This is a genomic window from Komagataeibacter kakiaceti JCM 25156, from assembly GCF_000613305.1.
Map to the genome: position 1 here is coordinate 1 of NZ_BAIO01000020.1, position 16,457 is coordinate 16,457.

A 16,457-nucleotide genomic window follows, 5' to 3' on the forward strand; every position below is an offset into this window, starting at 1 on the left:
CGCCGACGCCGCAAGGGGGGATGAAGGCGGCGGCTGCCTGCCTTCCATCGCGCCTTCGCCGGGGCGTATATCCATGATATTGCGTTGTTATGGATACTGACCCCGATATGGTTCTGCATGCCGCATCACTTCGCCGCCGGCTTCTGCTCTGGCGGGGAAGTGCCGTGGCTTTTTTTGTTCTGGCCTGCATCGTTGCCGTTGCGCACCCATGGCGGGGGCTGGACGGGCCAGAAGCCGCATCTCGTGCATCTCAAGCTGGCGGGGATCATTTCCGCCAGTGAGCAAGATAATGTCGACGCCATCCGCAAGGCCGCCGATGACAGCACGGTCAAGGGTCTGCTGCTGGAAGTGAACAGCCCCGGTGGCGCGGTAACGGGGGGCGAAGTGCTGCATGACGCGGTGGCCGCTTTCGCACGGCGCAAGCCCGTGGCCGTGTCCATGGGCAGTGTCGCGGCTTCGGCCGGGTATATGGTGTCCGTGCCCGCCAACCGTATTTTCGCCAATCGTTCCACCCTGACCGGCTCGATCGGCGTCATTTTACAGTCCCCCGATGTGTCGCGGCTGCTGGACCGGGTGGGCGTGCATGTTGACGAACTCGTTTCCGGGCCGATGAAGGGGCAACCTTCCGTCGTCCAGCCGCTTTCACCTGAGGGACGGGAGATGTTGCAGGGCGTCATAACCGATCTTTATGGATTTTTTGTCATGGTTGTGGCCGATGGGCGACACATGCCGGTGGAGCGTGTGCGCCAACTGGCCGATGGTCGCCCCTATACCGGGCGGCAGGCATTGGGTCTGGGGCTGGTGGATCAGCTCGGTTCACTGGCGGATGCCCGCGGCTGGCTGCTGAAAACCGCCCACCTGTCCGATGATGCGCCCGTGACCGATATCGGCCCGGCAGCCACGCGGGTGAACTGGCGGCACTGGATCACCGGTCTGTTATCCGCCGTGCCAGGTGCAGAAATTCTGATTAAGGAAAGTAGCGCGCTTGACGGGGCTGTTGCGATCTGGAAACTTTAATTTTCTTGTATAAACAAGGGGAACAGGATGACCAGATCGGAACTGATCGCCGAACTTGCCGCCGCCCGCCCCCATCTTCCCATTCGGGAGGTGGAGCGTATCGTTCAGGTCATCTTTGCTGAAATCAGCGATGCCCTGATGCGTGGGGACCGGGTGGAACTGCGCGGCTTTGGCGCTTTTACCGTCAAGAAGCGGGAGGCCCGTACCGGCCGTAACCCCAGAACGGGGGAAACCGTCTCGGTCGATGAAAAGGTGGTGCCGTTTTTCAAGGCAGGCAAGGAACTGCGTGAACGGGTCAATCAGTCGCACGAAAAGGCGGACTGACGGCCTTCGGCTTCACCATTTCAGGGAAATGGCAGGCAGGCGCCACGCTGGCTTTTACCAGCGTGGTGGGGTAGTCGCCTGTCTCAGTGCCGGGCGTTGATTTCCGCCAGCAGGAAATCACGGAACACGGCCACGCGCTTGGATGTGCGCAGTTCTTCCGGGTAGACGAAATAGGCGTCAACCGTGGGCAGCGGCACTTCCGGCAGGATCTTGACCAGATTCGGATATTGCGACGCCGCGTAAAGCGGAATCGAGCCAATGCCGATCCCCGCCGCGATCGCGCCCGCCATGGCGGCGAGGCTGTTGACTTCCAGCCGGGCCGGGCGGCGCTCATCGGAAGGCACGCCGGTTTCGGCCAGCCAGTTGATGTGCGGCACGGGCGGGTGGTAGCCCCCGAACAGGACCAGCTTGTGGGCGTTCAGTTCCTCAAGCGTGCGGGGCGTGCCGTGGTCGTTCAGATATGACTGGGCGGCGTAGATGGGCAGCGGGAAGTCGGCCAGATGCCGCTGGATCAGGTCCGGCTGGCGCGGCGGGTGCATGCGCACGGCCACATCGGCCTCACGCATGCCCAGATCGAGGTCGTTGTCTTCCAGGATCAGGGTGATCGAAATATCCGGGTTGGTTTCCATGAACCGGTGCAGCCGTGGCGTGAGCCAGCAGGTGCCAAAACCCGTTGTTGTCGTGACCCGCAGCCGCCCGGCCGCCTTTTCCTTGCTTTCCGTCAGCAGGGATTGCGTCATGGCCAGCTTGGAGAAAACTTCCCGAACCGTCTGGTTCAGGGTCTCCCCCTGTTCCGTCAGGATCAGCCCCCGGGCGTGCCGGTGGAAGAGGGGAACCTGCAGGGCCTCTTCCAGCGCCGAGATCTGCCGCGATACTGCAGACTGGCTCAGGTTAAGCACGTCACCGGCATGGGTGAAGGACCCCGCCTCGGCTACGGCATGAAATATCCGGAGTTTATCCCAGTCCACGCGTTGACTCCGCTTTGCTATCTGATTGGGGCGCGCCAAATGTTATGACACTACTTCCGTTGTGGTGAAGGAAATGTTGATGCAGGTCAAGGACTCTTCCGGCCCCTTACACGCACGCACCCAGGAAGCGTTCGGCCTCCAGGGCGGCCATACAGCCGGTTCCGGCGGCGGTTACGGCCTGCCGATAGATCTTGTCCTGCACGTCGCCAGCGGCGAAAACTCCCGGCACTGAGGTGCGTGTGCCACCTGGTGTCGTGACGATGTAACCATCTGTATCGATCTCCACCACATCACGGAAAATTGCGGTGTTGGGGGCGTGACCAATGGCAACGAACACCCCGTCCACATCGATATGGCGTTCAGCCCCGTCACGCGGTCACGCAGGTCGGCCCCCGTGACCACCGGCGGCGTGCCGCTGCCCGTTATGCGCGTGACCTCGCTGTTCCAGATGACGGAGACCTTGGGGTTGGCCTGCAGCCGGTCCTGCAGGATCCGTTCCGCGCGCAATGTGTCGCGGCGGTGGATCAGGGTCACATGGGCGGCGTGGTGGGTGAGGTACAGCGCTTCCTCCACGGCGGTGTTGCCGCCGCCGATCACGGCCACGCGCTTGCCGCGATAGAAAAAGCCATCGCACGTGGCGCAGGCCGAGACGCCGGAGCCACGGAATTCCTCCTCCCCCGGTATGCCAAGCCATTTCGCCTGCGCGCCGGTGGCGATGATGACGCTGCGGGCTTCGTACACCATGCCGGAATCGCCCGTGGCGTAGAAACGCCCGGTCCCGTCGGCGCGGGTGAAGTCACACGAGACGATAATGTCATCCATGAGCCGCGTGCCGACATTGCGGGCCTGTTCGGCCATCTGCTCCATCAGTTCCGGCCCCTGTATTCCGGTGGCGAAGCCGGGGATAGTTCTCGACATCGGTCGTGATCATGAGCTGGCCGCCGGGCTGGAGCCCGGCCACGAGAACGGGGGAAAGATCCGCGCGCGCCGCGTAGATGGCGGCGGTATAGCCGGCGGGGCCCGCGCCAATGACAAGCAGATCGGTAGAACAGGTCTGGGGCATGAGATCAGAAAAACCCTATTGTCAGAATTGTCTTTGGTATGATCGTCCACTGGCGTCCGTGCAAGGGTTGGAGTAGGAAGTGCATCATTATTGCGGCATACGGGCGTGACAGATGCCTGTTTTCGAGAGATGGAACGTGCATGGCGGAGCGGATGGCTGATCTGGATGCGATTGATCGTCGTATTGTGGCCGAACTTCAGCTGGACGGACGCATGACGAATGTGGAGCTTGCCCGCCGCGTGGGCATATCCGCGCCGCCCTGTCTGCGCCGCATGCGGCGCCTGGAGGAAGACCACGTGATACGTGGCTACCATGCCGATACGGATGGCGCGCGGCTTGGCTGGTCCATCACGCTGTTCGCGCTGATCGGGCTGGACAGCCAGAAGGAGGCCGTCCTCGCCGCGTTCGAGGCCCAGGTCTCCACCTGGCCGGAAGTGCGCGAATGCCACATGATCCGGGGGGGAGGGGACTTCCTTGTCCGGCTGGTGGCGCGGGATGCAACGCATGAGAACCTGCTGACCCGGCAACTGACGGAAGCCCCGCATGTGGTGCGCGTGCAGACATTGCAGACCATCCGCACCAGCCTCAACCGTCCGGGCGTGCCTGTGTGACTGATGGATACAGTCCACGCGGGTGGCTGTATCTGCTTGCGCTGCTGGCCTGCCTGCGGCTGGCTGTGGCGGCTTTCCTGCCACTCTCGCCCGATGAGGCGTATTACCGCCTGTGGGCGCTCGCGCCGCCGCGGGGTATCTCGACCATCCGCCCATGGTGGCGGTGTGGATCCGGCTGGGCATGCTGTGCGCGGGCGATAACGCCTTGGGCGTCAGGCTGTTCGGGGTGCTGGGCGGGGTTGGCCAGACCTTTTTCCTGATACGGGCGGTGCGTGACCTCCTGCCCGATGTCGCGCCACGTCAGGCGTGGCGGGCCGGTGTGCTGTTGCAGGCAACCCTGGCGCTGGCAATTCAGTCTGTTGTGATAACACCGGATGCGCCGGTGCTGTTCTTCGTCTGCGCCCTGTTATGGGCTATGGGGCGCATCGTGGCGGGTGGCGGGCAGTCGTGGTGGCTGGTGGCGGGGCTGGTTGCGGGGCTGGCCTGCGACAGTAAATATACCGCCGTTCTACCTGTTGCCGGTATCGCGCTCTGGCTTGGGCTGCAGGTGTTCAGGCGGCGCGCATGGGTGCGTGGGCAATGGGCGGGCCTTGTGGGGGGCATCGGCGTGGCGATGCTGTGCGTGACACCGGTGGTGTGGTGGAACGCCGAACATGGCTGGGCCAGTTTCGCGCGTCAGGGCGGCCGTACGGCGGATTGGCACCCCGGTCGCGCCTTCCAGTTTCTGAGCGAATTGCTGCTGGGCCAGCTTGGCCTGATGACGCCGGGCATTGCCGCCTTTTTCATATGGGGGCTGGTCCGCCTGCCGCGGCGCGCGCGTTCCGTGCCCGGTGCGGCGCTGCTGCTGTGCATGATCGTGCTGCCGGCATGCGTTTTCGTGCAGCATGCCGTGGGTGATCGGGTGCAGGCGAACTGGCCGGTCGTGATCTATCCCATGCTGGCGGCAGGTACTGCGCTGGTGGCATGGCGGTGGGGCCGTTGGGCCGTTGGTGGCGGGCTGGCGGTTGGCGTGCTGGTGTATGCACAGGCGCTGTTCGCCCCGCTTCCCTTATCCGCCCATACGGATGTGGCCCTGCGCCAGATGGCGGGGTGGCGCGCGCTTGCCACGCATATTGCCGCGACGGCGCGACCGGGAGAATTTATTGCGGCATGTGACTACGGCACGGCGGCGGAACTGGCCACTGTCCTGCCGGGGCATGTGGTTGTGGGAATGGAGCCGCGCTGGGCGCTGTTCAACCTGCCCCATGGCGTGGCGGGTAATGGAATTATGGTGTGCAACCCACGGCGTACATTCAGCCCGATGCGTTTACATCAGTCGAACGGATCGGAACGCTTGTGCGCGGACGGCGGGGCCGGGTGGCGGAACCTGTCGATCTGTATCGCGTGCATATGCGCGATGACCTGTCCACGGCCCAGCGCCACGCCATCGCCCGCCTGCCCGTGCCGGGTGAACGCTAGGCAGGCGCAGCGATTCATGGGCTGGCAATCGGGAGAGGAACCCGTTCCCGGCAAAAAGCTGTCAGGCAATCAGAAATTTTCATGTTCTTTTTGCAAAAAGAACACGAACCGGCCGGGCAAACAAAACTACCTTCCATGTCCCGGCATGGCGGCGCCTTCACCCCGCAAGCGGAAGCACCTGCCTGACCTGTTCCAGCAGAGCTTTCATGCGGAAGGGTTTTTCCAGCCGGGGCAGGGGGGCGTAGCCTGCCAGCCGGTCCGGATCGCCACTCATGATAATGACATGGCTGCCGCGCGCGCGGGCGGCGGCGATAAGGGCGTCAGGTCCACCATCAGGCAGCGTCAGATCCACCAGTACCAGCGAAAATGTCTGGCCGTCGATCTGTCGCATGGCGTCGGTCACGCCATTGCTTATGGTGGGGCGGATGCCATGTGCTTCGAGCATGGTGGCGACCAGTTCCGCGATTGTCGCCTCGTCCTCCACGATCAGGGCGGAAAACTGGGTCATGACAGCATGCTTTCGGTCCGGTGTTCGGGGGTGCTGTCGGGCGTGCGGATCTGGGCCGCCACCGGCCATGGGGCAATGCCGCGGTCGGACAGGGCCAGCGTGCCCAGTTCCAGCAGGCCGGGGCTGAAGGCGGCGGGACTGGCGCGCACCGTCGCCAGGTCAAACCAGCCGACATCACAGGCGTCGTCTCCCGCCGTGATCCGGGTCCAGCCATTGTCGTGGCATCTGACGGCAACGATCAGGTAATGGAAGCGGATGTTTCCGCTCTCGTCCCGGTCGATCAGGTCAAAGGCGGTCAGCGTGCCTTCGGCATGGGTTTCAAAGCCGGTTTCCTCACGCAGTTCGCGCGCCGCCGCATCCAGATAGCTTTCGCCATATTCGATACGGCCACCGGGGAAACCCCATAAACCCTGATCGGGTGGATTGCGCCTGCAAACCAGCAGCATGCGTCCATCACGGACAATAATGGACAGAACGGCGCCTGCAAGTGTCGTGTTACCAGACATATAGCGACTATATCGGATCGTCGTCGCGCATCCATGCCTGTATCGGACGGAGGTGTTCCCGATTGCGTGAACACCGGCGCGGCAATGCTCCGGACCTAGCGTTTCAGCACGATATGGGCCCGGCAGCGCGGGGTGCCGTAGGTGCCGACAATGGTCTCGCCATCCGGGTGGGCTTCGAACACCATGGGAAAGGGCGCGCCCGATGGCTGCTGGAGCAGGGCTTCGGCATGGTAGTGGGCATGATCCTTTTCCGGCACGCCACGCAGGGCGATCGAGCCATCCGCCGGGGTGAAGGCGATGCGTTTCGACCCGATCTGGAAGGTGGAGGTATCGCGCGTTTCGTCACACGTGCCTGATCGGTCACGAGCCTGCCGGTCCACAGGCCGGTGGGGTCATGCAGGGCGTCCGCCATGGCCGCGCAGGAAAAAAAACCGGTGAGACAGGCGGTGATCAGTGGCAAAAGGGCGCGTAAGGTCATGAAGCAACCATATAATCCGGCTGGTGGATATTTTCAAAAGGTTCCGTTCGCTGGCGGGGTTCCGGAAGCCCGCGGGCAGGCCCGGAAATACCATCCTGCCTGAACGCCCATATTGTGCTATCCGGGTGCGAAAGACTATCCCACGCTTGCGCCATGTTCCCGGCATATGCCGGAAATCTGGTTTATCGATAATGCCGCGACCGAAAGACACATGATGAACGATACCGTGAATACAGCCTCCCCCCCGGCAGGCTTGATGAAACCCTGCACGAGGATCGTATTCTGATCCTGGATTTCGGCAGTCAGGTTACCCAGTTGATCGCCCGGCGTGTGCGTGAAAGCGGGGTGTATTGCGAAATCTGGCCCTATTCCAGCAGCCCGGAGAAGATTCGCGCCTTCGCGCCCAGGGGGATCATCCTGTCAGGCAGCCCGGCCAGCGTGCTGGATGACAACGCGCCCGCCATACCGGACGTGGTGTTCGCCCTGAATGTGCCCGTTCTGGGTATCTGTTACGGGCAGCAGGCCATGTGCCGCCAGCTTGGCGGCACGGTCGAGACGCATGAGCATCGTGAATTCGGACGCGCGCATATCGACATCATCAAGGATTGCGCCCTGTTCCGTAGCACATGGGCGCGGGGTGGGCGCGAACAGGTGTGGATGAGCCATGGCGACCGCGTGACGAAGCTGCCGCCGGGCTTTCAGGCCGTGGCGGTCAGCGAGGGCGCGCCCTTCGCCATCATCGCGGATGAAGGCCGCCGCCTGTATGGCGTGCAGTTTCACCCCGAGGTGGTGCATACCCCGCACGGCGCGGCCCTGCTGCGCAATTTTACCCATGACGTGGCCGGTTGCCGGGGCACATGGACCATGGCCGGTTTCCGTGACATGGAAATTGCCCGCATCCGCCAGCAGGTTGGCAAGGGGCGTGTGATCTGCGGGCTTTCCGGCGGGGTTGATTCCTCGGTCGCGGCGGTCCTGATCCATCAGGCCATCGGGGAGCAGTTGACCTGTATTTTTGTTGATCCGGGCATCCTGCGTGCTGGTGAGGCTGATGAGGTCATCCGCACCTTCCGTGACCGTTTCAATATTCACCTGATCCATCGCGATGCGTCCGAACTGTTCCTGACGGCGCTGGAGGGGGTGAGTGACCCCGAGATCAAGCGCAAGACCATCGGCCGCCTGTTTATCGAGGTGTTCGAGGAAGAAGCGGCGAAGCTGGGCGGAGCCGAATTCCTGGCGCAGGGCACGCTGTATCCGGATGTGATCGAGAGCGTCAGCTTTACCGGCGGCCCCTCGGTCACCATCAAGTCGCACCATAATGTCGGTGGCCTGCCCGAGCGGATGAAGATGCAACTGGTCGAGCCGCTGCGCGAACTGTTCAAGGACGAGGTCCGCGAACTCGGCCGTGAAATGGACATACCGGAGGCCATTGTCGGCCGCCATCCTTTCCCCGGTCCGGGGCTGGCCATCCGCATTCCCGGCGCGATTACGCGTGAAAAGCTGGACCTGCTGCGGCGGGTTGATTCCATCTTCCTTGAGGAAATCCGTACGGCCGGACTGTACGACGCCATCTGGCAGGCCTTCGCGGTCCTGCTGCCCGTACGCACGGTGGGCGTGATGGGGGATGGCCGCACATATGATTACGCCTGCGCCCTGCGCGCCGTCACCAGCACGGATGGCATGACGGCGGATATCTATCCGTTTGACATGTCCTTCCTCAATCGCGTGGCTGGCCGCATTGTCAACGAAGTGCGTGGCGTGAACCGTGTCACCTACGACATCACCTCCAAGCCGCCGGGGACGATTGAGTGGGAATGATTTCCAAGGGGGTTGGAGTATCCCATTCCCTCCCCGAATCCCACCTAATAGACTGAAATAAAAAGTTAATATCGTCGTCTGCTATTGCAGACCATCGGTGTGCACAGGTTGGTTTTGACGGTATGCGTGACGGACCTCGTCAGGCTTGCCAGTCGGGAATTGTATGAATACCGTCATGGGCAGATGGGCCTGTGACGGTATTTTTTTACAATAAATCTTTGTAAACAGATGATTTTTCGCCGAAACAGCCCACCAGAATCCCTTGACGGTATTTTCGGGTCGGAGGCGGTGCAATGCTTACGGATGCTGCAATTAGGTCGTTGAAACCAAAAGGAAAAAAAATACAAGGTCGCGGACCGTGACGGGATGTATGTCCTCGTTACGGAAAAAGGCATGATCTCCTGTATCGCGGGCTAACCAGAACGCATTGATGTCGCCGATTGCGTAGCTGTCCGGCAGGCGGCCTGATATCGACGGGCAGGATGGCATCGGGGCTGGAACAGGTCCTCATAAGTCCGCTGCTGGACATCTGCGGCCGTGTGGCGTCATTCTTATGGATAATCAATGCAAAGGAGACTGCATCATGGATGAACAGGCCAAGAAAACCGCGCTGCGGATGATCCCTTATGGCCTCTATGTGCTGACGGCTGGAACGAAAGAGACCGCCATCGCATCCGCCACGATCAACTGGGTTACCCAGACCAGCTTTGTCCCGCCGCTCCTGGCCCTTGGCATCAAGACGGATTCCGTCGTTTATACCGCCGCGCGTGAAAGCCGCGATCTGGTGCTCAATATTCTGGGTCAGGGGCAGGGCGGTCTTGCCTTCGCTTTCTTCAAGCCTGCCGAATATGTCGATGGCAAGCTGGGCGGGCAGGACGTTCGCTGGGCCGCAAATGGCGCGCCTGTCCTGACCGGCGTACCGGCCGCAGTGGAACTGAAGGTGCGTCACATCGTGGAACTGGGCGATCATCATACGTTCGTTGCCGAGGTCACGAATGTGCATCTGAATCAGGAGATTACAGGTCGTCCCGATGAAGCGATCCTGCACATGAAGGATCTGGGCGAGAAAGTCTTTTACGGTGCTGATCGCCTCGCCCGCTGCGTTTGCAGCCCCCATAAATCATAAGTAAACGCCGCCTTCTTGAAAAAAGGCGGCACCCAAAAAACTTTTATTGTTTCTTTATCAAACAATTATTTTCAAACAGCTTCTTATTGCTGGGAATGCCCTGTACAGGCATTTCAACATAAAGGCCGATGTCGGACCTGCTATATTTTTCCGGCATCGAGGTGGTGGCAGACGCGATCATTCAGCCGTGCCCCGCGGAAATCATACATACGCGTTGTTGCACCTTTTCTTTGCATTGCCAGTATAGGACTTCTGTGCGGGCTGTTTTTCACCCGTGTTGTTTTTTGCTGTTGGTGTGGTCGCCTTCCTGCATGCCATTCACGCCAGTCGCGGTGGATCCGGAGCTATCCTGACAGGATTTCTGGCAGGCATTGCAATGTTGCTTGCAGGTCTGATGGTATTCGCGCTGGTACCTGTTGTCTGGTTCAGGATGATGCTGGCGCTGGCTTAGGCTGACCTGTCCTTCATATCTGTTTGCCGCAACAGGTGCCGTCTTTGTCGGGGACGTAGCCCGAGGATGCATGTAGGCGTTTCTTCCAACCGATACAGGGCCAGATCAGGCGTATGGCATGGAACGCGCCAGTCGTTGGGCATCGCGCTGACCGGCGGCCTGCTGGTCAGGCAGGCCCGGACCATGTTCTCAACCCCTGCGCTGTATCTGCTTGTTGCACGATATGCTTCCGCATTCAGGAAAGCGGAAGAATCACGGGATTTTTTCGATCATGTGATCAGGGTAGGGAACTGACGGATGGGCTGCCTGTGGCGCCTATAATGGTGGGATTAACGAGAAGTAAGAAAATACATCCCGATATATCTTGACGTAAGATATATCGGAACGTATATCGGTAAACATGAAACACAGAAACAGACACGCAGGCGGTCGTAACCGCCAGACTTTCTCCCCCGAAGGCATGGCCGGCGGTGGGGAACCCCGCCGCCATCACGGTCGCGGTGGGCATCACGGCGGTGGCCGCCGGGGCGGGCGTCACCGGCTGTTCGATTATGGTGAGATGCGGCTTCTGGTCCTCTCGCTGATCGCGCAAAAGCCGACCTACGGCTACGAACTGATCCGCATGATCGAGGAAAAGTTCGGCGGCAGCTACGCCCCCAGTCCCGGCGTGATCTACCCCACGCTGACCTGGCTGGATGAGGCCGGTTATGCCCGGATTGTCGAAGCCGACGGCCGCAAGAACTACCACATCACGCCGGAAGGCGAGGCGTTTCTGGCCGCCAGCCGTGCGGCCCTCGATGAAATCCTGTCCCGTGCCGCAACAGGTGCGGCAGAGCAGGGGAGGTCGCAAGGATGTCCCGATGCCGGTCATGCGCGGCATGGAAAACCTGCGCACGGCACTTCGCCTGAGACTGCGCAATGGCGGCCTTGATACGGAAGCCGAGGAAAAGATCGCAGCCCTGCTGGACGATGCTGCCCGGGCGATCGGGCAGGTCTGAAAGCCAGGTTTCCCGGCCCGGTCGGCCAACAGGTCGCCCGGTCAGGGATGCCCATAATCCTGGCATGTATGGATCTGTTTTTTACAGAGCATTATGGGATGGTCTGTAAATGTGTGAACGCAGATCATTTATGTTCCAGAATATTCATCCGGACATATGGAATACTCACCGGAATAGTCTCGGCCAATGAATGATCATGATTTCTGATCAGGATATTTCCGATACTGTTTGTTACATCATTTGGCCTTACATTTCCGCTCATACGGCACAATGTATCAGTGGTTGAATTAGTCGTATTAAAGGATATATTATGAAGCGTTCAATTCTGTTTGCCCTCGCTCTTGGTGCCTCCCTTCCGCTGGCCGCTCAGGCGCAGTCCTATGACCAGAATCAGGGCAGTGAGCAGGGCGAACATCGTGGTCATGGCGGTCATGGTCATCACGGCGGCAATCATGGCGAACACGGCAATCGTGGAGACCAGGGCGGCGATCGTCAGAATGGCGGTGACCAGAACGGTGGCCCTGGTGGCCCCGGTGGCGAACGCGGTGATCGCGGTGATCGCGGTGATCGCGGTGATCGCGGTGATCGCGGTGATCGTGGTGGTGAAAACCGTGGCGACCAGAACAATGGCCCCGGTGACCGTGGCAACCGTGGTGGCGACAGCCAGAATGGCAACTGGGGTGATCGCGGCGGCGATCGTGGTGGTGACCGCAATGGCGGCGGCTGGAATCAGAACAACAGCAATTCCAACTGATCCCGTCCCTTCAGCGGAAGGCCCGGCATGTTGCCGGGCCTTTTTTTTGTTACGGGTAAGAGAGACTGTGACTGTAATGATTGAGAGTTCCGGGTATAATAAGCCGGTCTGACAGAGATGGTTATTTCCGAGAAAAACGTATAAACCTCTCGGAGGCTCATGAACATTCACGTTGCCGGTCCGTATGTTTGGTTGGGCCATTCTTCATGGGGCGTGGACAGAAGAGATCGCCAGTGGTAGTTTTTTAATGTAACACCCGTTTTTACGTTCAAGTTTGATATACTCGATCCGGGATCGCCGTTCCTGATACTTCTTGAAAATTTTTTATCTAATCTATATTGTAAATAAGTGGTATTTAAACATCATTTTCATATGATACGTATTCAGTTTAACAATATATTTGTATTAATTTAAAATAATTTATATTCCTATTGCGTAGATTTGTGTATAAATATTGTCGGGAGCCAAAAGGCAGCATTTAGTAATTTGATACAGTAATAGAAAGGTCAAGAGAAGCTTGAAAATTTCATTAAATAACATATGTATAAATAATTATTGAATATAAGCGGTTATAATTGATTGTTCATTTCCTATGATCGCTATATTAACAACACTTTTTGAAGTAATGGATTTGCAAAAAACAATAAAAGTTTTTGGGTGCCGACTTTTTTCAAAAAGGCGGCGTTTCCTGAAGCTTTTTGAAAAAAGCTTCACCAAAACTTTCTTATGATGATCGTTTGTTTCAAAACCTGAACAGCCACATCTTTTGTTCAGGCCATAGGCGGCAGGCGTAACGGCCTGCCGCTCCTGTAGCGTTTGGACACCTGGTTACGACGGGGAAGGATTAACGGATAACCGCGCAGGCCACCCGGTCCCCCGCGCCACCGATGGGCTGGGTCTGGTAGTCATCGGGGTTGGCGTGAATGACAAGGGCCGAGCCATCGGCATCAAGCAGGGCCGGGCGACCATCCTTTCCGTTCAGGGAAACCAGTGTGGAATAGAATTCCACCGTGGCCGCACCATCACCCCCGACAAAAATATTGGGCAGATCACCTGCATCATTCGCATTCGGGTTCAGCAGGCCATGCACCACGGGAGAGGTCGCATGCACATGCGCCCCGGCGCTGGTGAATTTCGGTGCCCCGCAATCTCCCTTTTCATGGAAATGGATGCCATGCCAGCCGGGTGTCAGTCCTTTGGCCTCAACACGTAGCAGAACGCCCTTCAGGGCCTCCGTGACATGAATGGTTCCGCGTGCGGTGCCATCGCTTCCCAACAGGTTGCCTGCCGCGGTATCGGCCGCCTGCGCCATGGAGGAGAAGGGGGCAAGGCTGAAGGCAAGGATGGCGAGTAGTCCGGAGCGGGGCGAGGGCATGAGGATTTTCCTTTTTCAACATGGGTTCGGATCATGAACACCGGGGATGGCGCATGGTTCTCCCTGACAGCCTGTCGCAATTAAGAAAAGATCGCAATAAGGGGGGAGGCATCCGGGTGCCCCTTTCTTTCACCCTCCGAACCGGACATGCGGCTCACCCGCCCGGATGCCGGGCGCGCGCAGGACAGTATTCAACTTTTCATGAACGTAACGGAAGGTATGGAGGCCTGCATGCCTTGCAGTTCAGCGTATCCGTCGGCGTTGTTTTTCGTCAGGCAGGGCAGGGAAAGTATCCTCTGGTCCCTGCGCGCATTGCCGCATAAACAGTAGTATGCACTGCGAAACAGAAATAGAATTCACCGGTTGACGGAGGGAGGAAGCCGCACGGGGGCCGATGAACCCACATCTATTATTTTCTGGAAAAAACATGTTACAATTCGAGATGTGAGGTTTCCTGTATGAAGATTGGCTTTCTTTTCAATCACGACTGTATCCACCAGATTTCACATACCGCCCCGATTATCTGTGAACTTGTCGCGCTGGAGCAGGATGTGACGGTCATCACCTCCTCGGCGGAGCAGGAGGCCCATGTGCGCCAGACAATCGCATCCTGTTCGGATCGCGTACGCTTCGTGCATATCGGCATTGGCCGTCTGGCCCGGGCCATCAATGTCGTGGCCAAATCTTTCCTGCCGTTCCAGCGTATCGCGAACCTGCATGAAAATGTGCGGCTGTTCGCGGGGCTGGATGCGCTTGTCGTGCCGGAAACGACGTCTGCCCTGCTGAAAAGCCATTTCGGGCTTGATATCAAGCTGATCTATTTTCCCCATGGCGCGGGTGACCGTTCCATCGGGTTTCGTAACGTGACGCGGTTTTTCGATCTGGTCCTGCTACCTGGCGCCAAGACGCGTGACCGGATGCTGGAAAACCATCTGATCCGGCCCGAAGGGCATGCGGTTGTCGGTTACCCCAAATTCGATACCGTGGATTTTTCGGTGCGCAGGCGCTTTTTCGATAACGATCGCCCGACCGTCCTGTACAATCCGCATTTCGATCCCATCCTGTCTTCATGGTGGGATATGGGGCTGGAAGTGCTGGAATGGTTCGCGGGGCAGGATGACTACAATCTGATTTTCGCCCCGCATGTCATGCTGTTCCGTCGCAAGGTGCATGTGTCGGTCGAGCATCGGCGTATCCGCCTGCGCCGGATGATCCCCGAACGGCTGCGTAACCTGCCCCATATCCGCATTGATACGGGAAGCCAGTATTCCGTGGATATGTCCTATACACTCGCCGCCGATATCTATCTGGGCGACGCCAGCAGCCAGATCTATGAATGGATATATCGGCCGCGCCCATGCATCCTGCTCAATTCCCATGGGGCTGACTGGCAGGGCAATCCCAATTATACCCATTGGAACATGGGGCAGGTGATCGACCGGGTCAGCGCCCTGCCGCATGCGCTGGCCGTGGCGCAGGAACAGCAGCAGCCCTATGCGCAGCGACAGAAGGAAGCATTTCAGGCTACGTTCCTTACGGTCCCCTCACAAAGTGCGGCCAGCCGCGCCGCGCGGGAAATCGTCCATTTTTTGTCACAGAATAAAGTGCTCGCGGCCTGAATGCGGGCCGGGTATGGCGCTTGATCGCTACGGCTGAAGGGATCGGGTGGAGACAGGTATGCGTATTGCGTATGTTATCAATACATTTGAGGGCGGAGGGGCGGCGTTACCTATCCCGGCTATTGTTGAGGTCTGTCGGCAGCATGGGCACGAGGTTCATGTCGCCGCCCTGATCCGGCGCAACGGGCGCGCCATGGGCGTGATGCAGAAGGCGGGGATCGAAGGCGTGGTGCTGGACGGGGAGAAGGCGTCCTCGCGCCATGTCCTGCATGAACTTGACGGATGGGTGCGCTCCGTGCGGCCAACCCATCTCTGGACATCCCTGACGCGCGCGACCCTGCTGGGGCAGCTTGTCGGCGCGTGGCAGGATATTCCGGTTGTCAGCTGGCAGCATAATGCGTTTCTGAAACCGGCGAACCTTGCCCTGCTGCGGCTGACAAAAAAGCTGACCCGGCTGTGGGTGGGGGATTCCGATTACGTAACCAACCTTACGGGTGAGCGGCTTGACCTGCCATCCAGCCAACTGGCCTGCTGGCCCATTTTCCGTACCCATTCCGATATCCAGCCCGCCCCGGCGTGGAAACCGGGGGAGGTCATACGGATCGGCTCCCTGGGGCGTCTCGACCCCGCCAAGGGGTACGACACGCTCTGCCGCGCCCTGATCCTGCTGCGCGCGGTAAAGGGGCTGCCGGAATATCAGGTCATGATTGCCGGGGAGGGGCACGAACACGCAAGGCTGCTTGCGTTCTGTCAGCTTCATGGCCTGACGAACGTGCGTTTTGTGGGTTACGTGAATGACACCGCGGCGTTTCTGCGGGCCTGCCATCTGTATGTCCAGCCCTCACGCGGGGAGGGATTCTGCATCGCCGCGCATGAGGCCATGAACATGGGACTGCCCGTGCTGGGCGGCACGGTTGGTGAGATGAACCATTCCATCGAGCAGGGCGTGACAGGCTGGAAAATACATCCCGACCACCCGCAGGAACTGGCCAATACACTGGAAACGATCCTGCGCCACCCGGAACGGCTGGCGGAGATGGGCCGCGCCGCGCGTGAACTGGTCATGCGGCGTTTCAGCCGGACGCCTTTTCACGGGCGGGGGGAGACATCCTGCGGCGCATGACGGATTTCGAGCCGTAAAATGTACCCCGCCCCGATGGGCTGTGTCGGAGACTGTCTGAAACAGCCTCTCAGATGATCTCATCCGGCGGGGTCTGTTTGGTCAGGGTGTCGTATCGGACCAGACTGCGCAGCAGGTCTTCCATGCAGGCCAGCGGCAGCATGGTCGCCCCGTCGCTGGGGGCGTGATCCGGGTCGGGATGGGTCTCGATAAACAGGCCGGCGACCCCGATGGCCAGCGCCGCGCGGGCCAGGATGGGGGCGAAG

The 16,457-nt window shown here is 59.6% G+C and carries 16 protein-coding genes and 3 pseudogenes; 12 read left to right on the plus strand and 7 right to left on the minus strand.

Annotated features, from left to right (window positions below; translation table 11 throughout):
• Positions 1–192 precede the first annotated feature (192 nt).
• Together sppA and JCM25156_RS03215 are read left to right on the plus strand one after the other, a co-directional pair.
• On the plus strand, positions 193–1,017 hold the full coding sequence (gene sppA / locus JCM25156_RS21085; RefSeq protein ID WP_407637094.1) for a signal peptide peptidase SppA: 825 nt from the start codon (positions 193–195) through the stop codon (positions 1,015–1,017).
• Between the two features lie 27 nt (positions 1,018–1,044).
• Positions 1,045–1,341, plus strand: coding sequence for an integration host factor subunit beta (locus JCM25156_RS03215; RefSeq protein ID WP_025812130.1), 297 nt, complete (start codon positions 1,045–1,047; stop codon positions 1,339–1,341).
• An 83-nt stretch (positions 1,342–1,424) separates the two neighbouring features.
• On the opposite strand, the gene JCM25156_RS03220 is transcribed toward JCM25156_RS03215, so the two are convergent.
• Positions 1,425–2,309 carry a LysR family transcriptional regulator gene (locus JCM25156_RS03220; RefSeq protein ID WP_025812131.1) on the minus strand — a complete coding sequence of 295 codons (885 nt, stop codon included), beginning with the start codon at positions 2,307–2,309 and terminating at the stop codon, positions 1,425–1,427.
• Between the two features lie 106 nt (positions 2,310–2,415).
• A pseudogene (trxB, locus tag JCM25156_RS21090) lies at positions 2,416–3,372 on the minus strand (thioredoxin-disulfide reductase).
• 140 nt (positions 3,373–3,512) lie between these two features.
• Between trxB and JCM25156_RS03230 the strand changes: the two are divergent.
• Entirely contained in the window at positions 3,513–3,983 is a 471-nt protein-coding gene (locus JCM25156_RS03230; protein WP_025812132.1) for an Lrp/AsnC family transcriptional regulator, read from the plus strand.
• A 181-nt stretch (positions 3,984–4,164) separates the two neighbouring features.
• Positions 4,165–4,566, plus strand: a pseudogene (locus tag JCM25156_RS32330) (ArnT family glycosyltransferase); the annotation flags it as partial.
• Between the two features lie 1,379 nt (positions 4,567–5,945).
• On the opposite strand, the gene JCM25156_RS03245 reads toward JCM25156_RS32330, so the two are convergent.
• Together JCM25156_RS03245 and JCM25156_RS21100 are read right to left on the minus strand one after the other, a co-directional pair.
• The gene (locus tag JCM25156_RS03245) at positions 5,946–6,455 is read right to left on the minus strand and encodes an NUDIX hydrolase (RefSeq protein ID WP_025812134.1); all 510 of its coding nucleotides are present in this window, start codon (positions 6,453–6,455) and stop codon (positions 5,946–5,948) included.
• 95 nt (positions 6,456–6,550) lie between these two features.
• Positions 6,551–6,835 (minus strand): hypothetical protein, encoded by a 285-nt coding sequence (locus tag JCM25156_RS21100; RefSeq protein ID WP_242402436.1) that lies wholly within the window; start codon positions 6,833–6,835, stop codon positions 6,551–6,553.
• Between the two features lie 30 nt (positions 6,836–6,865).
• On the opposite strand from JCM25156_RS21100, the gene JCM25156_RS30160 reads away from it, so the two are divergent.
• From JCM25156_RS30160 to JCM25156_RS21110, 6 genes are all read left to right on the plus strand, one after another.
• Positions 6,866–7,036 (plus strand): hypothetical protein, encoded by a 171-nt coding sequence (locus JCM25156_RS30160; protein ID WP_206777850.1) that lies wholly within the window; start codon positions 6,866–6,868, stop codon positions 7,034–7,036.
• 161 nt (positions 7,037–7,197) lie between these two features.
• On the plus strand, positions 7,198–8,748 hold the full coding sequence (gene guaA / locus JCM25156_RS21105; RefSeq protein WP_084296423.1) for a glutamine-hydrolyzing GMP synthase: 1,551 nt from the start codon (positions 7,198–7,200) through the stop codon (positions 8,746–8,748).
• 583 nt (positions 8,749–9,331) lie between these two features.
• Positions 9,332–9,874, plus strand: a complete 543-nt coding sequence (locus JCM25156_RS03265) for a flavin reductase family protein (protein WP_025812135.1) — start codon at positions 9,332–9,334, stop codon at positions 9,872–9,874.
• A 274-nt stretch (positions 9,875–10,148) separates the two neighbouring features.
• Positions 10,149–10,325 carry a hypothetical protein gene (locus tag JCM25156_RS29300; protein WP_159104958.1) on the plus strand — a complete coding sequence of 59 codons (177 nt, stop codon included), beginning with the start codon at positions 10,149–10,151 and terminating at the stop codon, positions 10,323–10,325.
• Positions 10,326–10,460: 135 nt separating this feature from the next.
• A complete protein-coding gene (locus JCM25156_RS27610) occupies positions 10,461–10,619 on the plus strand; it encodes a hypothetical protein (RefSeq protein ID WP_199898810.1) in 159 nt (52 codons plus the stop codon).
• 106 nt (positions 10,620–10,725) lie between these two features.
• Positions 10,726–11,256 carry a PadR family transcriptional regulator gene (locus JCM25156_RS21110; RefSeq protein ID WP_242402437.1) on the plus strand — a complete coding sequence of 177 codons (531 nt, stop codon included), beginning with the start codon at positions 10,726–10,728 and terminating at the stop codon, positions 11,254–11,256.
• A gap of 386 nt (positions 11,257–11,642) precedes the next feature.
• On the opposite strand, the gene JCM25156_RS30605 is transcribed toward JCM25156_RS21110, so the two are convergent.
• Entirely contained in the window at positions 11,643–12,248 is a 606-nt protein-coding gene (locus tag JCM25156_RS30605) for a hypothetical protein (protein WP_025812136.1), read from the minus strand.
• Between the two features lie 673 nt (positions 12,249–12,921).
• A complete protein-coding gene (sodC, locus tag JCM25156_RS03290; protein WP_025812137.1) occupies positions 12,922–13,452 on the minus strand; it encodes a superoxide dismutase[Cu-Zn] in 531 nt (176 codons plus the stop codon).
• 458 nt (positions 13,453–13,910) lie between these two features.
• Between sodC and JCM25156_RS03300 the strand changes: the two genes are divergently transcribed.
• Positions 13,911–15,071 carry a hypothetical protein gene (locus JCM25156_RS03300; RefSeq protein ID WP_025812139.1) on the plus strand — a complete coding sequence of 387 codons (1,161 nt, stop codon included), beginning with the start codon at positions 13,911–13,913 and terminating at the stop codon, positions 15,069–15,071.
• Positions 15,072–15,129: 58 nt separating this feature from the next.
• Positions 15,130–16,194: a glycosyltransferase family 4 protein gene (locus JCM25156_RS21120; protein WP_051577465.1), complete on the plus strand. Its 1,065-nt coding sequence runs from the start codon at positions 15,130–15,132 to the stop codon at positions 16,192–16,194.
• Between the two features lie 67 nt (positions 16,195–16,261).
• On the opposite strand, the pseudogene JCM25156_RS21125 reads toward JCM25156_RS21120, so the two are convergent.
• Positions 16,262–16,457, minus strand: a pseudogene (locus tag JCM25156_RS21125) (3-deoxy-8-phosphooctulonate synthase); the annotation flags it as partial.

Coding starts and splice junctions, on each gene's coding strand:
- JCM25156_RS03215 (WP_025812130.1), top strand. CDS start 1,045: ATGACCAGATCGGAACTGATCGCCGAACTTGCCGCCGCCCGCCCCCAT.
- JCM25156_RS03230 (WP_025812132.1), top strand. CDS start 3,513: ATGGCGGAGCGGATGGCTGATCTGGATGCGATTGATCGTCGTATTGTG.
- JCM25156_RS03245 (WP_025812134.1), bottom strand. CDS start 6,455: ATGTCTGGTAACACGACACTTGCAGGCGCCGTTCTGTCCATTATTGTC.
- JCM25156_RS30160 (WP_206777850.1), top strand. CDS start 6,866: ATGGCCGCGCAGGAAAAAAAACCGGTGAGACAGGCGGTGATCAGTGGC.
- JCM25156_RS03265 (WP_025812135.1), top strand. CDS start 9,332: ATGGATGAACAGGCCAAGAAAACCGCGCTGCGGATGATCCCTTATGGC.
- JCM25156_RS21110 (WP_242402437.1), top strand. CDS start 10,726: ATGAAACACAGAAACAGACACGCAGGCGGTCGTAACCGCCAGACTTTC.
- sodC (WP_025812137.1), bottom strand. CDS start 13,452: ATGCCCTCGCCCCGCTCCGGACTACTCGCCATCCTTGCCTTCAGCCTT.
- JCM25156_RS03300 (WP_025812139.1), top strand. CDS start 13,911: ATGAAGATTGGCTTTCTTTTCAATCACGACTGTATCCACCAGATTTCA.
- JCM25156_RS21120 (WP_051577465.1), top strand. CDS start 15,130: ATGCGTATTGCGTATGTTATCAATACATTTGAGGGCGGAGGGGCGGCG.